This window comes from Planococcus sp. SE5232, from assembly GCF_050686535.1.
In the GTDB taxonomy this organism is placed as follows: Bacteria; Bacillota; Bacilli; order Bacillales_A; family Planococcaceae; genus Planococcus.
In genome coordinates, this window is the sequence record NZ_JBOGCP010000003.1 from 180270 (window position 1) to 196802 (window position 16533).

The window sequence follows — 16533 nt, forward strand, 5'->3', positions numbered from 1 at the left end:
CGATAAAAGAGATTGGTTTGGTTTTCAAGAGACTTCACAAAAGCAATAACCAAAGACAATTACACAGGAAGCCGCATATCAGTATGCGGCTTCCTGTGGTGCGCTCATTTTGCCCAGTGATGGAAGAAGAAATAGAACGCGATGAGCACGATGACAATGACCGAAAGGATGAGCATGGGCACAAGACCAAAAGTAGGTTCCATTTAAACTCCTCCTCCTTTTACCCTTATCATACTCCGCTTCATCAAAAATTTAAAATAAAAAGATTGATTATTCAGTTATTTAAAAATACGGAGTTTGCATTCCCACTAAAATCGCTGATGCTAAAATTCATTTGAGGAGAATACGTATTTTAGTCTTCCGGCAGTGGCAATTATTCTCGCTGACTCTCACTTCAAGTAATAACTTACAACATTTTTGTAGGATTTAAAGTATGCCCTAGCCGGTTGTATGAAAAGCTTGCAGGGTTTCGTATTCTGGTCGTTTTCTTTAGATCAGCTATCGATAAACTAATGATATCTATTCTTATGAAACGGCTTTACTTTGTTTTCTATTTTCTTTTATCAGGTTTAAAACCTGTAATCCATCACTTGGACCACCGCCTAAAAATGGTGGATAGGTGAAGGGAATCAATGACGTTGCACATATAAAAAAGTTTGCGCCTGCCAGATTGATCAAGATAGTGCCTGTTACTCCGGAAAAGAAATGCGAAGCAAAGTATAGTGCCGCAAACCCAAACAATGAAGCAATCGGTCCGCCCACAAGGAAAACCAGTCTTTGTTTAAATGTAGGTGGCGGCAATTCTTCCCGGTTCGAAGGCTGGCAGAAGCCTGAAAGCGCTATGGTGAGATAGCAGGTAATTCTGCCAAGATTCAACTTCAGTTTTTTCTCTTTACTTGATGAACCCAAAAAAATCTCTGCCTTGGCTTTTTTGTTCTGTGCAATTGTTGCAATTGCATGGCCCATTTCATGTATGAAAAGAGCCGTTGTGATCATAAGTAAAACTGTAAGCACTTCAAAGAGCATCAACAAAACGCTACCTCCGTTTCTGTAAATGTAACCTACATTAATTTTATGTATGCTATCATATTACCAATAATTAGAAAACTTGAAAATGTTTTTCGGAAAATCAATAAGCACTTTAATCTCCTTCATAACAGTACATTTTTATAGAAAAAAAGAGAGAAGATATGCTGTAAACAGCCTCCTCTCTCCCTTTCTTCGATTTTATCGGTCACTCGATCAATCCAGCCTGTTGTAAGAATTCTTCAGCTACAACTTCTACCATCTGGCCTTCATCGTCTGCATGGTTGGTTCATCGATTATAATGCTTTCTTGCGCCTTTTACAGTAATTAAAAATAAAATTTAATTCGTAAATCAATATTTATATATTGTAATTCGATAAATAATAATTTATACTAAACTTAATCTTAACCAAACGAGGTGCTTTAATATGAAACGGGAAACACTGTTCCTGAAAATCGTTCTTTTCCTGATGGCCCTGCCGGTCGTGGCCGTGTGCATCTTTGTCGTACCTCCACTTTCAAGTTTTGTCGGGGAACTCATACCGGAATGGCCATTTTTGCAATACTTCTTCCTGATTGCCCTGTACGGTACCGCCATTGCGTATTTTGTGGCCTTGTATCAAGCGATGAAACTGTTGGGTTATATTGACCGGAACATCGCTTTCTCTGAAAGATCCGTTAAGGCACTGAAGAACATCAAATACTGTGCCTTCACCATCACCATTCTGTATCTATTGTGCTTGCCGATCATCCTGTACGTGGCGCAGGTCGATGATGCACCGGGACTTGGTGGTCTCGGTATGGTCATTACATTCGGTTCCATTGTAATAGCTGTCTTTGCAGCAGTTCTTCAAAAACTCCTGGAAAATGCAATTGAAATAAAATCAGAAAATGATCTGACGGTCTGAGGTGAATAATATGGCAATTATAATCAATATTGACGTGATGCTGGCCAAACGGAAAATGAGTGTAACCGAGCTTTCGGAGAAGGTCGGCATCACGATGGCCAACCTGTCCATCCTGAAGAACGGCAAGGCGAAAGCTGTCCGCTTATCAACCTTGGAGGCAATCTGCAAAGCATTGGATTGTCAGCCGGGAGATGTCCTGGAATACCGCCCTGAAGAAGAGGAGCCCTCATCTTAACTGGTTTTTTCGCTTCAGCTAATGACCGACAAGCGAGGTGTGCATGATGAAAACAAATTCGGCTGCACTGCTTTTTCTGAAGGCAGTACTCGTACTGCTTGCCCTTTTGGCGCTTGCCTTCTGCCTGTTTGCCATTCCTGGAATGGCCAGCAGAGACGCAGCGGCCCATCCGGAAACAGCTTATCTGCAATACCCTTTCCTGTTATCTGCCTATCTGTTATTCAGCCTGTTTTTTATTGCCTTGTACAAAACGTTCAAACTGCTGGCTTTTATCGGGCGGAACCAACCATTTTCCAAGGAATCGATTCATGCATTAAAGACGATCAAGTATTGCGCTCTCGCAATCGCCTTCTGCTTCATTGCCGGATTAGCATTCCTCATTTTCGTTATCGGCGGCGATATCGCCGGACTGTTCATGCTTTGTATGATCTGTATAGTGGCTTCAACGGCTGTCTGCGCGTTTGCAGCACTTCTTGAAAAACTCACCGTTCAAGCAATCCGGTTAAAAGAAGAAAATGATTTGACGGTTTGAAATATCGCAACCAAAAAACCGCTGCCCGGATTTTCATCCGGGCAGCGGTTTTCAGCTTTCATGCATTATCCCAGCTTCTGCCCGCAATTCGGGCAGAATTTGGAGCCTTCATTTTTCTGGCCGCAGTTCGGACAGAACTTCGGTGCCGCTTGCCCGCTTGTTTCTGGCTGTGCGGCCGAATCGCTCGAGCCAGCATCAGCAGTGTTCTGCTGCTTGCTGGAATCCGACTCTTTTTGGCCGTCCATCATTTCTTTGGCGATGTTCATGCCCATCATCATGCCGGCCATGTCCGATGCCGCGTTGGATCCCGATGATTTGCCCATGGCATCGGCCACTGAGATCTGCTGGTATTTGCCCACGTCGCCGACCATGCCGTGTGACGCGCTTTTGTTGATCATGTCCTGGATTTCCTTCGGATAATTGAAGCTCATGACCTGGAAGCCGGTGACTTTCATGCCGTCGTCCATCAGCTGCATATTCAGGTCGTCCTGGATGCCCTGGCCGATTTCATGCGCATTGGCCTGCAGATTGAACATGTCCTTGCCCTCTTTTGTAATCCATCTCATCAAGAGCTGATCCAGGATTGCCGTGATACGGATTTTCACATCGTCCACCAGATAGCTGTTGCGGACACCTGCAATCTTATCGATCAAGCCCACATAATCGCTGACCTTGAACTGAAAGGCGCCGTTCGCCCGGATTGGCATGCCGCCGGGCAGCTGAGGCGCCGGGATATTGATCGGGTTTTGCGTCCCCCATTTGACCGTGAACTCCTTGGTGTTCACGAACAGCACTTCGACACGCATGCCGCTGTTGAAACCGAAACGGAAACCTTTTAAAGTCGATAGAAATGGCACGATTTCCGATTCGATATCGTACTCGCCTTCGTCTTCGAAGATTCCTTCGATTTTGCCGTTATTGAGGAAAATAGCATCCTGCCCAGGCCGAATAATGAGCCGGCTGCCTTTTTTGACTTCGTTATTGTTCCATTTCCAGAAAATCATATCGTCCCTGAATTCTTCCCATTCCACTACATCTGAAAATTGATTGCTAAAAAAACCCATTCTGTTCATCTCCTCCTCTGGTTCGATCCGCTTTAAAACTTACGTCCGCCTCCACTGAAGGAGCGTCCGCCCCCTGTACTTCCGCCGCCAAAGCCGCCGCCCCCGCCACTTTTCTTCGGAACTTTGCGGCGTGAGATGGTCTTGTTGCGGAACTGGTCGAGCTTGCCGGTCACCCGTGAATTGTCCCCATCAAAATAGGTGCTTGCCGTCGTCGTCACACGTCCACCCGAATTGTAGACCATAAAACCGACGATGCCACCGCCTAGCAACAGCGCAACAGCCAGCTGGAACCAGTTTTTAAAGAAGATGCTTTCCGGATTGACGCCGGGGCGGAATTCCATGTAACGGCTCGCAGTCGTCACCGTTTCACGGAATGCACCTGCATAATCACCTCTTTGCATTTCCGGAAGGATCCGGTCCAGCACCAGGTTGACGCGCTGGTTGTCCAGCGTCGTTTCAGCTGTTCCAAAACCAGCCAGATACACATCGCGTGTCGCAATATTCATCGTCAGCAGTACAGCATTTTCCTGGCCATTTTCTGCAGCCCATGCGTCAAAGAAATCACCCATATAATCTACGACATCAAACGCTTCCGGGTCTTCAGAGGTCAGGAACAGGAAATCCGTTCCATGCCTGCCGCTATGTTCCGCTGCGACAGCTTCCAATTCCGCGATCTCCGAGTCACTCAACAGATTGGCGTTATCGTATACACGCTGATCCACTGCAGCAGACGCCGACACTCCGCCGATGCCTATGAAAATCAGCAGGAAATACAGAGTCATCAGCCATTTGGATTGAAAATCCCTCACCAAAGAACACCTCCCACAGCGAATGAAATCACTTTCAAGACGGCGAAAGCGGAAGCTGCAATGCCGGTGAACCAGGCAGCGACTTTGAACGCACTGATCGGCGGCTTGCCGACCACTTTACCGGTTTGGCCGTTCATCGCAAACGTATGTTCCTTATTTTCGAAATCATAATAAACCATCCATACCGGAAACAATGTATAGTAGACATTCTTTTTATGTGCCTGAATTTGTTTATTGGTATAGCTGACGGTTGAATAGCCGGCAATGGTGCTGCTTATGTACGAGTCGATATAAGGAACAATCTTCGATTCGACCCGTGAAAACAGCGCTTCATCATCGTAATCGTACTTCTCGGCCAGGTACCCTGCCAGGTAGGGCATTCTGAAATCCTTAAGTTCCCCGTAATCATACGGCTCCAGTTTGTCCATCAATTCATCGTCCATTTTCTCCGACGCATCCGCAGGCACTTTCAGGTAGCTGAGGTCCATTTCCCGGCGGACATCATAGAAATCCGTCTCCGTATAGATGGTATCGCCCCGCGTATAATTGCGGACTCTGGTCGCCAGTGCCGCTACGTCCGCTTTGCCATCGATATCGTACAGCCAAAACGGCACATACATGCCCGTCATCTTTTTGATCCGGTCGCCGCTCGCAAAGCCTGGCGGCGTCAATCGCCCGTTCTTCGTCCATTTTCGGAAAGCGGCGACGGCCTCGTCTTTGCTGATGGTGAAAGGGATCACTTTGGCAGGGGCCAAGTCACCCGTCAACCGGTCTGCCAACAGCACCGGCGCCCCGCAGAAGCTGCAATGGGTCGCGGTGGTTTCCGCTTCAGTCAGGATGACCGCTCCGCAGTTTTCGCAGTGATATTCCTTCGCTTCCTCCGGATCGAATTTCCGCAGGATGTTGGTTTCCGGAAATGTCTCGATGTCATCCTGCCGGCCGCAGCTCGGGCACGACAGGTGGCCCGATTCGCTGTCGAACGCCATATCCGAGCCGCAGTTCGGACATTTATACTGAATGACCATTCTGTCCGCCTCCTTTCAGCTTAAAGGAAACTGTCCGTACAGCAGCCATCATTCATTTTTGCCCAACTGGCTCTTCAACGCTTCCAGTTCATCGTCCACATTGATGCCGGCTTTCAATGATTCCAGTTCGTCATCAACCGAAGTATCGCTGTCGTATTTCGAAGCAAGATCCTTGATGTCTGTCTCCGAACCTTTGTTCAATTCCGACATGGCGATGGCCTCGTCAAGCTCCTGGTTGATTTTCTGTTCCATCTTGTCGAAGGCGGAAATCCGTTCGCCTGCTCCGTCCACGGAAGAAGCAAAATCGTTCATGCGTTTTTGCGTCTTCGCGACCGATGCCTTTCCTTTCAGTTCAGAGCGGCGGGACTCCAGTTCGCCGATATCCGATTCCAGCTTGTCATGCATTTGGCGCATCTGCTGCGTGTTCGCAGCAGCAAGCTCTACAGCCGTCTGTTTGTCTGTCACTTTTTCGGAAAGCTCTGCCTTGCGCTGCAGGAATTTCCGCGCGTCGTCTTCATTGCCGGCTTCCAATGCTTTTACGGCATAGCGCTGCATGTCGCCGATTTCTTTTTCCAGCTCTTCAAGTTCACGCCGTTCGCGCTTTTCAGCCGCCATGATTGCTGCCGTCTCTGATTTCACTTTTCCAAGATCGCTGTTCAAATCACGCAAATACTGATCGATCATCTTTTCCGGATCCTCTGCCTTATCCAATAGCGCGTTGATATTGCTTGTCATAATGTCTTTGAACCGTCTTAGAATTTCCATCATCATTCTCCTCTTTGTATGGTTTTTTGGGACTGCCGAGCAGTCTCTTTCTTACTTGAAAGATTACCCTCTACCTGTAAAGATTAAGCCTGCCAACAGCGCGATCCATTTGCTGATGCATGTACAAGATGAAAAGAATTCTCCCTATCAGTATATCGTATTGCCGCGTCCAGGTGATCTTTATAGGGGGAAAATTCAGTCAACTAAAATCAAAAAAAGCCGATCAGCACCTCCTGAACCTAGCTTCAGTTCATCGGGGTACTTTCGGCTGTCATTTCTTCTGCATTCTATTTCTTAACGGATGGCTGTGGGGTCGTTTTGCTGTTCCCATGCCGGCAATGTTTTCGACAAGGCTTTGTCTTCCTTATAGCCCAGCACGTATTCCGCCTGCATGATCGTGTGGATTTCACGTGTTCCTTCGTAAATGACAGGCGCTTTTGAATTTCGCAGATAGCGGCTGACCGGGTATTCGTCCGAGTAGCCATAGGCGCCGTGGATTTGGAACGCATCGTCTGCAGCCTGGTTGGCAAAATCACAGGCCTGCCATTTCGCCAATGACGTTTCCCGGGTGTTGCGTTTCCCTTGGTTCTTCAATTCGCCGGCGCGATAGACAAGCAGACGGCTCATCTGAAAACCTGCTTCCATTTTCGCAATCATCTGCTGGACCAATTGGTGCCGCCCGATTTCCTTACCGAATGTCTGGCGTTCATGGCAATAGCTGACGCTCGCTTCCAGACACGCCATGATTTGACCGACTGCACCCGCTGCCACCGTGAAACGGCCATTATCCAGTGCCGCCATGGCAATCTTAAAGCCTTCGCCTTCTTCGCCCAGTAAATTCTCTTGCGGAACCTTGACGTCTTCAAAAAACAATTCGCCCGTGTTGCCTGCCCGGATGCCATGCTTGCCTTTGATGGCTTTGGAAGAGAATCCTGGCCATGTACGCTCCACGATAAAAGCGGAAATCGCTCCATGCTTTTTCGACTGCTCGCCCGTATAGGCGAAAACCAGGAAATGGTCTGCCACATCGCTTAGAGAAATCCAGGTCTTCTGTCCATTCAATACATAATGGTCGCCTTGTTTCACGGCGGTCGTCTTCATCGCTGCTACATCCGACCCGGCACTTGGTTCCGTCAATCCGAAAGCGCCGATCTTTTCACCTTTGGCTTGTGGCACTAAATATTTTTGCTTTTGCTCTTCCGTCCCCCATTGGAGAATCGTCAGGCTGTTGAGGCCCGTATGGACAGAAACGGCGGTGCGGAAAGCCGTATCGCCCCGTTCCAACTCCTCACAGACAATTGCCAGCGAATTATAATCCATGCCGCTGCCGCCGTATGCCTCCGGTATGCAGACACCCATCAGCCCGAGGTCAGCCAGCTTGCCATAAATCGCCGGATCCGATTTGCCTTCGCGGTCCCATTCCTCGATGTATGGCATGATTTCTTTGTCGACGAACCCTCGTGTCGTGCGGCGCAGCATTTCCTGTTCTTCTGTGAATGAAAAATTCATAATAAATTTCCCCTTTATAAAGTATTGGTTTGCCGTGTGGTATATCGTCCTAAAATTTCATTGTTATGTTCTCCCGGATTCGGCGGATGCCGTTTCACTTTGACGGGTGTTCGCGACAATTTCAGCGGACTGCCAATCATCTTGATTTTTCCGGCTGTCGGATGATCGTGCTCGATGAACATATTGCGCGACTGCAGCTGCGGATCATTGACCACGTCCTGCATGGTCTGAATCGGCCCGGCCGGAATCTTGTGTTCCCTGCATAGAGCCTGCCAATGAGCCGTCTTTTCTGTCAGTAAAACCTTCTGCAGCAAAGGCACCAGCGTTTCCCGGTTCTCCACCCGTTTCGGATTGGTCCGGTAGCGCTCATCCTCTGCGTATTCCGGTGTTGCTAACACCGCGCACAATGCTTTGAATTGATGATCATTGCCGACAGCGAGCACCATTTCCCCATCAGCAGTCCGAAATGTTTGGTAAGGTACGATATTGGCATGGGCGTTGCCTAAAGCCGTCGGTATATTTTCATTCATCAAATAATTGCTGCCTACATTGATCAACGCACTGACCGCTGTATCGTATAAGGAAATATCCAGCTTCTGCCCTTTGCCGGAACTCACCCGTTCCAGCAATGCCGCCTGAATGCCGATGCAGGCATATAATCCCGTCAACACATCCACAATCGCAACCCCCGACTTCTGAGGTCCTGATTCCTTAGTTCCCGTGATGCTCATCAAGCCGCTCATCGCCTGGATAATAAAATCATAGCCCGGCACATCGCGATCCGGTCCTGTTTCACCGAAACCGGTGATGGAACAGAAGACGATTCCAGGATTGACTTGCGACAAGGTCTCGTAGCCCAATCCGAAGCGTTCCATGGTGCCCGTCTTAAAATTGCTGACGACCACATCACTTTCTGCAGCAAGCTTTTTGATGATTGCCACGCCTTCCGCTGTTTTCAAATCGACAGTAATTGCTTTTTTATTGCGGTTGGCACTCAAATAATAAGCACTCACGTCATTCCGGAAAGGCGGACCCCATTTCCGTGTCTCATCACTGCCACCGGGAGATTCCACTTTTATGACTTCCGCTCCCAGATCCCCAAGAATCATCGTGCAGTAAGGACCTGCAAGAACACGCGATAAATCGAGTACTTTTATACCTTCCAATGCCCCGGTCATTTTTCACGGCTCCTTTCAATGCTGTTCCCATACAAAAAAGCCAGTCCAAAAAGACAACAGCAAAACTGCTTGTCTGAATGAACTGGCTTTTATCTACGTATGAAACTTCCGGAAAGAAATTTCGGCAGACTAGGCAGTATGGGTATTTCTTCTTTTCCGTGCTCAGCTTGATCGTACGGAAAGAGCGCTATCGCGTTCTGGTACGATTCTTATTGCCACTTTAATACAGAAGACATGTTTTGTAAATAACAAAAGCCTATTTATTTTTAATTTTCTGTAAACTAATTATTTTTCTTTGTGGGCTTCGTAATGCTTATGTAAATCCTTCAAAGCAGACGCTAAGGCATTTCCAGCTTTTCCAAGGTAATGGGTTTTGATGGCCGCCAACGGTTTTTCAATGCCATCCTGCAGGCTGTGCCCCCTCAATAATTGATGGACAAATTCCTGTCCGTGAACAGTCGCCAAAGTGCAGCTGGCCGCTACAATCACGCTGTATTTCTTGTCGATTTCTGCGGTGATGGTCAAGGTCTCATACATATTCTGCGCCGCCATACCCGCCGGCAGCCTGGCGTGGCCCGCAATAAAAACAGTATTCATGATTTTTTCCTCCTCGGCATTTCTCTGAAACTTTGTTCGTCAAAACTTAAGATTTGCTGGAAGCAATCGTCACTCTCCCCTTCCACAATAAGCCCCTACCACTGCAGCCATGGCTTTCGCACTGATCAACAGGCTCTTTTCATCGATTTCGAATTTCGGATGATGATGCGGATACGATTCTTTTCCTTCAGGCTTTGCACCGACATAGAAAAAGCAGCCCGGCTTTTCCTGCAGATAATAAGCGAAATCCTCCGAGGGCGGCTGCGGTGCAACTTCTGTGACAGCCGACACTTCGGGGATAGCTGCCTCTTCGAGCGCTTGGCGAACCTGTTCGGTGACTCCCGGATCATTATAGAGAACGGGGTAATCATTGGCGTATTCTAAAGTGGTCTCTACACCAAAAGAAGTTTCCAACCCTTCCGCAAATTGGCGAACCTGTTTTTCCACCAACTCCCGGGATTCATGCGACATGGTCCTTACATCGCCTTCGAGCGCGACAGAATCCTTGATGACATTGAACTGGCCCTTGCCGTCGAAAGAACCGATCGTCACCACAGCGGTATCGAATGGATCCATCCGCCTGCTGATGATGGTCTGGCAGTTCATCACAAAGGAACTGGCTGCCACAATCGCGTCATTTGCCATATGCGGTGAAGAGCCATGGCCGCCTTTCCCTTGGATATGCAGCTTGAAGCGGGCTCTCCCGGTTTGCGTATTGCCGCTTCGGTAAAAAATTTTGCCGGTTTCCATCGTCGACATGACATGGATTCCGAAAACCGCCTCCACGCCATCGAGAACTCCAGCTTTGACCATTCCGATTGCGCCTCCCGGCGGCATTTCCTCGGCCGGCTGGTGAATGACTTTGATCGTCCCTGTCAATTGACCTTTCATCTCGGCCAAGGTTTCAGCAAGCACCAGCATATAAGCTGTATGTCCATCATGCCCACAGGCATGCATGATGCCTTCCGTTTTGGAGGCGAACGGCAGTCCCGTTTCCTCCTGGATCGGCAAGGCATCAAAATCTGCGCGGATCGCAATGGTCTTTCCGGGCTTTTCTCCCTTAATCGTTACAACGATGCCCCGATGGCCACCGACATCGGTTTCCACAGTATCCACTGGCACGTCTTTATAGAAATCCTCGATATATGCGGCAGTCTGTTCTTCTTCAAACGACAGCTCCGGATGCTCGTGAAGATGCCGCCTTATCTCAATGATGCGCTGTTCTTTGGCATCTAATCGTTTCATCAATTCTGCAGTAAGCATGGCAATCACTCCCTTCCTAGATTCTACACTTTCTTGGAAAAACAATGCTTTTCATCTTTCATGCTGTATAATTTCATAATAAAAAACCGTCTTTACCTATACCATGGAAAGTCCGGCTTGTTTGACTTTCCCCCTCGCTCTTTTAGTTCTACTGCGGACCTTGAAAATTTATAGATCCCACAAACAACCAAAACAATGGCTGCAAGAACTAAAATAAGAAGCAGCTTGCCTTCATTAAAACTGTTTAGGAACACCAATAGCAAGGCAGACATTGAAAAGAAGACAGTAAAACAACGTCTCAGCCATTTCAACCCAAAGTATGCACCGCCGAACGCCAAGAGGCCGTTCATGGTAAACAGCACCTAAACTATAGCGTCATTTCCCATTTCCGTATAGACCACCAATTGCTCCGCTACAAAAGCCAGCGACGTTAACGCTGCGTCCCGATACTTCTTGCAAAAGGGGATCAGTAAAAGCCCCAATAAAAAACTGTAGATCCGAACTGAAACCTCATCCAAAAGAAAAATGGAACCGATGGTGAACAGCATGAATGCGGTTACTGCAATAATGCCTGTACCACCAGGATTCCAGCGCTTCCAAACCTGCAGATACAAAGCAAATATAATCAACGTTGATACAGCGAAGAGCCAATCGGTGTCGTCTGTACCGGACAGTTCTTCCCCGTAAATCAGTCCGATACTGGCTAACATAGCCACCGCAGTTAATACATACCCCTTCATCTTGTTCCTTCTTTCTCTCTAACTTCTCTTCAAGTATTTAGCCTGCTGCGATTTTCGGTCACCTGTTAATTATTCTGCAGCACCGGCGAACAATCCTTTAAGTTGTTTAGGTGACTCGCAGCGGCGGAAGACACGCAAACAATTAATCATCGATCAGCCACCACGATATGCACCGCTTCAATCGGTCCATGCACACCAATGACGATATTCATCTCAATATCCGCACTATTGCTTGGTCCTGAAATGAAATTGATGCATGTCGAAAGTTCTTTCCCTTCGCTAATCGATTTATGGATTGTCTGGGAAACCTGCGTCATGCGAGGCACAATCGTCGATTTCGGGACAATGGCAACATAAGCCAAGGGCAGCAAGCTGACCGAACGGGCAATATCCTTATCATTGAATTGCACAACCGTACCCGACTCGGCTAAACTGACATCACTGAAAAACACTCCGATGGCAGCTTGTTTTGCTATTTCGATATTCTCTTCTCCCAATTCCGAATTCCAGACATGGGCGCCGCTGTCAGCCAATACGACATCCAGTCCGTAGTCGCTGAATCGTCCATCTTTTGTGGCCACAATCCGCCCACCTTCATACTTCCTGAAAGTTTCCAGCAGGACTTCCCCAAGCTGCGCGCTATCTGTTTGAATCACATTGGTTGTTTTTTCGATACTGTTCTTAGTGAACACAGCGGCCAATTCTTCAGAAGATGTCTTTTTCAAAATTTCCAGCTGAGGACGATGCTTCCAATCGGGTCTAGTCACCTGTTTGCTTTGCTCTCGTCCAAGCTTGGTTGAAATTGTCGCCAAAAAATCCGTTTTATTGTGAATCATCCCTTCAGCCATCTGTTCCTCCCCCTCTCTTGTGATTGTCGAACCATTTCCGGAAGTTGCTGTTTGCAGGTGCTGGGAAATCCCGTACAGCTGTCCAAAGCTTAATCGGCCCCGGACCACCCGAGATGCTATCGTCTTTGACAAAAGGTTTCATCATGGCCGGCATCCCTTTTACTGCCAGGCGGAATAGCGAAGGGGAACTTGCACCGATGCCGAATGTTTTCATTGCCAATTTTTCACTGGTCTTCGCTTTTTCCTTCACATAAATCTCCCGGTGCCGGATCAATTGCTCGTGAAGGGGAATTTTCACCGGACAAGCTTCACTGCAGGCTGCACAAAGGCTGGAAGCGAAAGGAAGTTCACCATACTCTTCATAACCGCCGAGAATAGGGGACAATACAGCTCCGATCGGCCCTTGATAAATGGAGCCATACGCATGGCCACCTATATGGCGGTAAACCGGACATACATTGACACAAGCCGCACACCGAATACAATGGAGCGCTGATTGAAACTCAGTGCCCAGCGCCTTCGAACGCCCTGCATCCAAAATCACCAAATGAAATTCCTTGGGTGCATCCACACTGTCTTCCTCCAATTGGGGAGTCAGGTTGGTGACATACGTCGTTATTTTTTGCCCGACTGCACTTCTGCTCAGCAGATTGGTCATGACATCGAGTTCTTCCCAGGTCGGCACCAGCCGCTCCATTCCCATAATGCTGATCTGTGTCTCCGGGAATGTAGTGACCATATTGGCGTTTCCTTCATTGGTCACGAGAGAAATCGTTCCTGATTCTGCTACCGCAAAGTTGCAGCCTGTAACTCCAATGTCCGCTTGCATAAAGGTTTCACGCAATTGGCTCCGTGCAAAGGCAGCCAACTGCTTGGGTTCTTCAGTACCCGTATAGTTGGCTTTATCCCGAAATGTATCCCGGATTTGTTCCTTGTTTTTATGCAGAGAAGGAACCACAATATGGGATGGCCGATCATGGTTGTCGATCTGCAGGATGTATTCTGCCAAGTCTGTTTCATACACTTCACAGCCGACTTCTTCCAACGCTTCGTTGAGCCCGATTTCTTCTGTCACCATGGATTTTGCTTTCGTCACTTTTTTGGCGTTTTTCTGTTTGGCAACTTCCTGGATATAGCGGGTGGCGTCTTCCGCTGTCGCGGCAAAATACACATGGCCGCCCCTTTTCGAAAAGTTTTCACTCAATTGGTCCAAATAGAAATCCAAATTTTCCAGCGTATGGCGGCGGATCTCTTCACCGGCGCTTCGCCACTCTTCCCAATCCCCTACCAGTTCATCTTCAACGGTCGCCAGCATTTTCCTTCCACGCAGCCGATCTTGGGCAGAACTCATGGCCTTTCTCATAAAGTCATCTTGCAGAGCTTCATCAACCCGATCCAAAAATGGTTTGCTTCCAATTTTCATCGCCATTGTTAGACACTCCCTTCTACACGCGAATTAAGGATTTGTGCAATATGCTTCACTTCAATCGCTTTGCCTTTTCGATCAATCCGGCCTTTGATATTCATCATGCAGCCATTATCCGCCGCGATCAAAAGAGTTGCTGTTGTTTCCTCTACATGCCGGACTTTTTCATCCACCATCTGCTCTGAAATCGGCGCCATCTTAACGGCGAACGTTCCCCCGAATCCACAGCAATCGTAATTATTCGCGAGCGGCAGCATTTCAAGTCCTTCAACATTCGCCAACAGCTTAAACGGAGCTTCTGTTTCTTTCAATAATCGCATCATATGGCAGGAGGTATGGTACGTTGCGCGCGCTGGATACACTGCTCCTACATCTTCAATCTTCAACACATTGACGATGAATTGGGTGAACTCATACGTTTTATCCGCTACCGTTTTTGCCCGCTCATGCCATTTTTCGTCATCCTGGAGCAACTCCGGATATTCTTTGAACATCGCAGCACAAGAACCGGATGGAGTCACGATAAACTCCGAGTTTTCGAAACTGGCGATCATCTGCTTTGCCGCTTTTTGTGCATCTTCCCGGTATCCGCTATTGTAGGCCGGCTGCCCGCAACAGATCTGCCCTTTGGGAAAATCGATATCGCACCCGAGCCGCTCCAAAACTTCCACAACATCTTTTGCGACATTTTGATAAAACATCTCTGAGAGGCAAGTAACAAATAAGGATACTTTCATGTTCATCCACTCTTTCCATAGTTTTTTCATTCTAAGAGGAGAATATGATCCCTGCCCATAAATAGAACAGGTCATCATATGACTAGAGCGCAGAAGTGCGTCCTTTGGAAAATGAAGTGCGTTACTCGATATAGTGCGAAAGAACTTTTTCTACTCCAATTAAATGATTGAGCATGTTTTTTTGAGCTTCTTCTATATTTCGAGCTTTTATCGCTCGATAGATCAATTGATGCTCTTCGACTAAAGAAGCCATCATTTCTTCTGAATACAAAAGAAGCTGCCGTGTTTCCCGCATCGATTCAACCATAATTTCAGACACACTGGACATTAAATTGATCAACATCTTATTGTGTGTTGCATGAGCGATGGCCAAATGGAAATCCAAGTCTGCCTTCTCGCCTATTTCCCCTTGCCCTTTGGCTTCTTTCATCGCGTTTAAAGCTTCTTCCATCAGCAATAGATCTTCATCGTCATGGTTGACTGAAGCAGACGCTACCGCTCCGACCTCCAAAATTTTACGAACTTCTGAAAGTTCTTTAATATCTTCCCGCTTCATGAGAAGTGCAGAAGACAAAGGGAGGGAAAACTTTGAAGCATCGAATGAGGTAATATACGTTCCTTCGCCTTGGCGCATTTCGACTAACCCCATAGCACGCAAACCACTCAAAGCTTCTCGTATCGCCGAGCGTCCAACATTGAAGTTTTTTGCTAATTGCTCAACAGAATCCAGTTTGTCACCTGTCTTAAATTGGCCGCTCTTGATCATTTCCAAAATGGAATCTGTGACTTCTTCGTATATCTTTCTTGTGCGAATTGGTTTAATCTCCATAAACTTTCTCTCCTGACTGATATATTCCTGGCTCCCCTTTAAAAAGAAACAGAGAGAATATAGTGGAACGCTTCAAAGATGCTGACTACCAATACAACAGGTCATCAGATGATTAAAATTAAACTTATCCAATATTCTGAATTTAATCAAGTTTTTAAAATTCTCATTTTAACTATTCACAGATAGTAAGTTTCTCTCTACTTACAAAACTTTATCTCAAAATAATTCATAATGGGTATTCATTATTTGTTCCTCCGTATCCCAGCAAACTTTTTCACTCCAGGAAACGTAATGGAATGGTCTTTTATTCAATTTTATTCATGGCGTTAGCCAAAGGATTCTACTGATTATTCCTCCCTTTAGACCTTTTACTCCACATCCCTCGAAACCTTAGAGGAAATAGCGTTTTAGTTTATTCAGTTTTATTCCATTCACGATTTGAATAGATTGAAGCTGATTTTACAATATGGAAAATCTATGTAGTAGGCAGCCATCCACTATCCATTTCTTTATACAACAATACAATTGATGTGACTGACTGGCGGTCAAGACGGAATCGCCGTACCTGTCTAGATGGACATCGATTCAATTGCAGATCTTAAGCGAAAAGAGTAGAAAAATAGAAAAACCGGACCACTTGTTTCCAAGTGGTCCGGTTTTTACATTATGCGGGTGCCAGGCACGCATACAATTTCAATCGTTTCTTCTTGCGTCTCCTGTCCGTTTATCGGATACATCCTTAGAATATTCTTTCGCATCCTGCATTTCGTCTTTACCATCTTCATAATCAGTGGCTTCGTTATCTTTGTCAAAAGCTTCTTTAGTTTTCTTGACGGCTTTGTCGATTCCCGAATCCGGAGCACCGCTTGCTTGTTCTCCTGGTGATCGTCCTGCTGTACCTTTTCTTGTCATTGCTGATTCCTCCTGTTTGTACGTTTTAATGATAGTTTACCCTCCTGTTTCGATCCTAATCCTCTCTTGAAATCTTTATCGCCTGACTTCCCATTCCCCCTTAATATTCGGCTAAGGCTTTTCATCATTG

Annotated in this window: 18 protein-coding genes; 3 read left to right on the forward strand and 15 right to left on the reverse strand. The window is 46.9% G+C overall.

The genetic code is table 11. From position 1 onward, the window contains the following. Positions 1–525: 525 nt before the first annotated feature. Complete coding sequence (locus ACRC6Q_RS12105) at positions 526–1026, reverse strand: site-2 protease family protein (RefSeq protein ID WP_431466798.1); 501 nt, start codon at positions 1024–1026, stop codon at positions 526–528. A 428-nt stretch (positions 1027–1454) separates the two neighbouring features. Between ACRC6Q_RS12105 and ACRC6Q_RS12110 the strand changes: the two genes are divergently transcribed. From ACRC6Q_RS12110 to ACRC6Q_RS12120, 3 genes are read left to right on the forward strand one after another with little or no spacing between them, the layout of a single operon-like run. Next, positions 1455–1934 carry a DUF2975 domain-containing protein gene (locus ACRC6Q_RS12110; protein WP_223635583.1) on the forward strand — a complete coding sequence of 160 codons (480 nt, stop codon included), beginning with the start codon at positions 1455–1457 and terminating at the stop codon, positions 1932–1934. A gap of 10 nt (positions 1935–1944) precedes the next feature. After that, a complete protein-coding gene (locus ACRC6Q_RS12115) occupies positions 1945–2169 on the forward strand; it encodes a helix-turn-helix domain-containing protein (RefSeq protein WP_223635580.1) in 225 nt (74 codons plus the stop codon). A gap of 46 nt (positions 2170–2215) precedes the next feature. Continuing rightward, a complete protein-coding gene (locus ACRC6Q_RS12120) occupies positions 2216–2701 on the forward strand; it encodes a DUF2975 domain-containing protein (RefSeq protein ID WP_431466623.1) in 486 nt (161 codons plus the stop codon). Positions 2702–2766: 65 nt separating this feature from the next. Here the strand turns inward: ACRC6Q_RS12120 and ACRC6Q_RS12125 are convergent, their stop codons facing one another. The 14 genes from ACRC6Q_RS12125 to ACRC6Q_RS12190 all read right to left on the reverse strand — a co-directional run bounded on the left by ACRC6Q_RS12125 (position 2767) and on the right by ACRC6Q_RS12190 (position 16403). Continuing rightward, positions 2767–3765, reverse strand: coding sequence for an SPFH domain-containing protein (locus ACRC6Q_RS12125; protein ID WP_431466624.1), 999 nt, complete (start codon positions 3763–3765; stop codon positions 2767–2769). 32 nt (positions 3766–3797) lie between these two features. Then, positions 3798–4574: a TPM domain-containing protein gene (locus ACRC6Q_RS12130; RefSeq protein ID WP_223635569.1), complete on the reverse strand. Its 777-nt coding sequence runs from the start codon at positions 4572–4574 to the stop codon at positions 3798–3800. Further along, entirely contained in the window at positions 4571–5599 is a 1029-nt protein-coding gene (locus ACRC6Q_RS12135; protein WP_431466625.1) for a TFIIB-type zinc ribbon-containing protein, read from the reverse strand. Before ACRC6Q_RS12135 ends, ACRC6Q_RS12130 begins: the two co-directional genes overlap by 4 nt. Before the next feature lie 48 nt (positions 5600–5647). Beyond that, a complete protein-coding gene (locus ACRC6Q_RS12140) occupies positions 5648–6364 on the reverse strand; it encodes a PspA/IM30 family protein (protein ID WP_431466626.1) in 717 nt (238 codons plus the stop codon). 294 nt (positions 6365–6658) lie between these two features. After that, positions 6659–7873 carry an acyl-CoA dehydrogenase family protein gene (locus ACRC6Q_RS12145; protein WP_223635563.1) on the reverse strand — a complete coding sequence of 405 codons (1215 nt, stop codon included), beginning with the start codon at positions 7871–7873 and terminating at the stop codon, positions 6659–6661. A 14-nt stretch (positions 7874–7887) separates the two neighbouring features. Beyond that, positions 7888–9051 (reverse strand): CaiB/BaiF CoA transferase family protein, encoded by a 1164-nt coding sequence (locus ACRC6Q_RS12150; RefSeq protein ID WP_431466627.1) that lies wholly within the window; start codon positions 9049–9051, stop codon positions 7888–7890. Between the two features lie 285 nt (positions 9052–9336). Continuing rightward, the gene (locus tag ACRC6Q_RS12155; protein ID WP_223635558.1) at positions 9337–9648 is read right to left on the reverse strand and encodes a DUF3870 domain-containing protein; all 312 of its coding nucleotides are present in this window, start codon (positions 9646–9648) and stop codon (positions 9337–9339) included. A 69-nt stretch (positions 9649–9717) separates the two neighbouring features. Continuing rightward, the gene (locus tag ACRC6Q_RS12160) at positions 9718–10911 is read right to left on the reverse strand and encodes a M20 family metallopeptidase (RefSeq protein ID WP_431466628.1); all 1194 of its coding nucleotides are present in this window, start codon (positions 10909–10911) and stop codon (positions 9718–9720) included. A gap of 362 nt (positions 10912–11273) precedes the next feature. Further along, on the reverse strand, positions 11274–11651 hold the full coding sequence (locus ACRC6Q_RS12165; RefSeq protein WP_431466629.1) for a hypothetical protein: 378 nt from the start codon (positions 11649–11651) through the stop codon (positions 11274–11276). A 146-nt stretch (positions 11652–11797) separates the two neighbouring features. Beyond that, positions 11798–12499: a LutC/YkgG family protein gene (locus tag ACRC6Q_RS12170; RefSeq protein ID WP_223635551.1), complete on the reverse strand. Its 702-nt coding sequence runs from the start codon at positions 12497–12499 to the stop codon at positions 11798–11800. Further along, positions 12492–13928 (reverse strand): LutB/LldF family L-lactate oxidation iron-sulfur protein, encoded by a 1437-nt coding sequence (locus ACRC6Q_RS12175; protein WP_431466630.1) that lies wholly within the window; start codon positions 13926–13928, stop codon positions 12492–12494. Before ACRC6Q_RS12175 ends, ACRC6Q_RS12170 begins: the two co-directional genes overlap by 8 nt. A gap of 2 nt (positions 13929–13930) precedes the next feature. Beyond that, positions 13931–14662: a (Fe-S)-binding protein gene (locus ACRC6Q_RS12180; protein ID WP_431466631.1), complete on the reverse strand. Its 732-nt coding sequence runs from the start codon at positions 14660–14662 to the stop codon at positions 13931–13933. Positions 14663–14783: 121 nt separating this feature from the next. After that, a complete protein-coding gene (locus ACRC6Q_RS12185; RefSeq protein ID WP_431466632.1) occupies positions 14784–15491 on the reverse strand; it encodes a FadR/GntR family transcriptional regulator in 708 nt (235 codons plus the stop codon). Positions 15492–16184: 693 nt separating this feature from the next. Further along, entirely contained in the window at positions 16185–16403 is a 219-nt protein-coding gene (locus ACRC6Q_RS12190; protein WP_223635543.1) for a hypothetical protein, read from the reverse strand. Positions 16404–16533: the final 130 nt, after the last annotated feature.

Excerpts from the sequence above, each read along its gene's own strand:
- ACRC6Q_RS12105 (WP_431466798.1), bottom strand. The coding sequence starts at position 1,026 with ATGCTCTTTGAAGTGCTTACAGTTTTACTTATGATCACAACGGCTCTT.
- ACRC6Q_RS12110 (WP_223635583.1), top strand. The coding sequence starts at position 1,455 with ATGAAACGGGAAACACTGTTCCTGAAAATCGTTCTTTTCCTGATGGCC.
- ACRC6Q_RS12115 (WP_223635580.1), top strand. The coding sequence starts at position 1,945 with ATGGCAATTATAATCAATATTGACGTGATGCTGGCCAAACGGAAAATG.
- ACRC6Q_RS12120 (WP_431466623.1), top strand. The coding sequence starts at position 2,216 with ATGAAAACAAATTCGGCTGCACTGCTTTTTCTGAAGGCAGTACTCGTA.
- ACRC6Q_RS12125 (WP_431466624.1), bottom strand. The coding sequence starts at position 3,765 with ATGGGTTTTTTTAGCAATCAATTTTCAGATGTAGTGGAATGGGAAGAA.
- ACRC6Q_RS12135 (WP_431466625.1), bottom strand. The coding sequence starts at position 5,599 with ATGGTCATTCAGTATAAATGTCCGAACTGCGGCTCGGATATGGCGTTC.
- ACRC6Q_RS12140 (WP_431466626.1), bottom strand. The coding sequence starts at position 6,364 with ATGGAAATTCTAAGACGGTTCAAAGACATTATGACAAGCAATATCAAC.
- ACRC6Q_RS12145 (WP_223635563.1), bottom strand. The coding sequence starts at position 7,873 with ATGAATTTTTCATTCACAGAAGAACAGGAAATGCTGCGCCGCACGACA.
- ACRC6Q_RS12150 (WP_431466627.1), bottom strand. The coding sequence starts at position 9,051 with ATGACCGGGGCATTGGAAGGTATAAAAGTACTCGATTTATCGCGTGTT.
- ACRC6Q_RS12155 (WP_223635558.1), bottom strand. The coding sequence starts at position 9,648 with ATGAATACTGTTTTTATTGCGGGCCACGCCAGGCTGCCGGCGGGTATG.
- ACRC6Q_RS12160 (WP_431466628.1), bottom strand. The coding sequence starts at position 10,911 with ATGCTTACTGCAGAATTGATGAAACGATTAGATGCCAAAGAACAGCGC.
- ACRC6Q_RS12165 (WP_431466629.1), bottom strand. The coding sequence starts at position 11,651 with ATGAAGGGGTATGTATTAACTGCGGTGGCTATGTTAGCCAGTATCGGA.
- ACRC6Q_RS12170 (WP_223635551.1), bottom strand. The coding sequence starts at position 12,499 with ATGGCTGAAGGGATGATTCACAATAAAACGGATTTTTTGGCGACAATT.
- ACRC6Q_RS12175 (WP_431466630.1), bottom strand. The coding sequence starts at position 13,928 with ATGGCGATGAAAATTGGAAGCAAACCATTTTTGGATCGGGTTGATGAA.
- ACRC6Q_RS12180 (WP_431466631.1), bottom strand. The coding sequence starts at position 14,662 with ATGAAAGTATCCTTATTTGTTACTTGCCTCTCAGAGATGTTTTATCAA.
- ACRC6Q_RS12185 (WP_431466632.1), bottom strand. The coding sequence starts at position 15,491 with ATGGAGATTAAACCAATTCGCACAAGAAAGATATACGAAGAAGTCACA.
- ACRC6Q_RS12190 (WP_223635543.1), bottom strand. The coding sequence starts at position 16,403 with ATGACAAGAAAAGGTACAGCAGGACGATCACCAGGAGAACAAGCAAGC.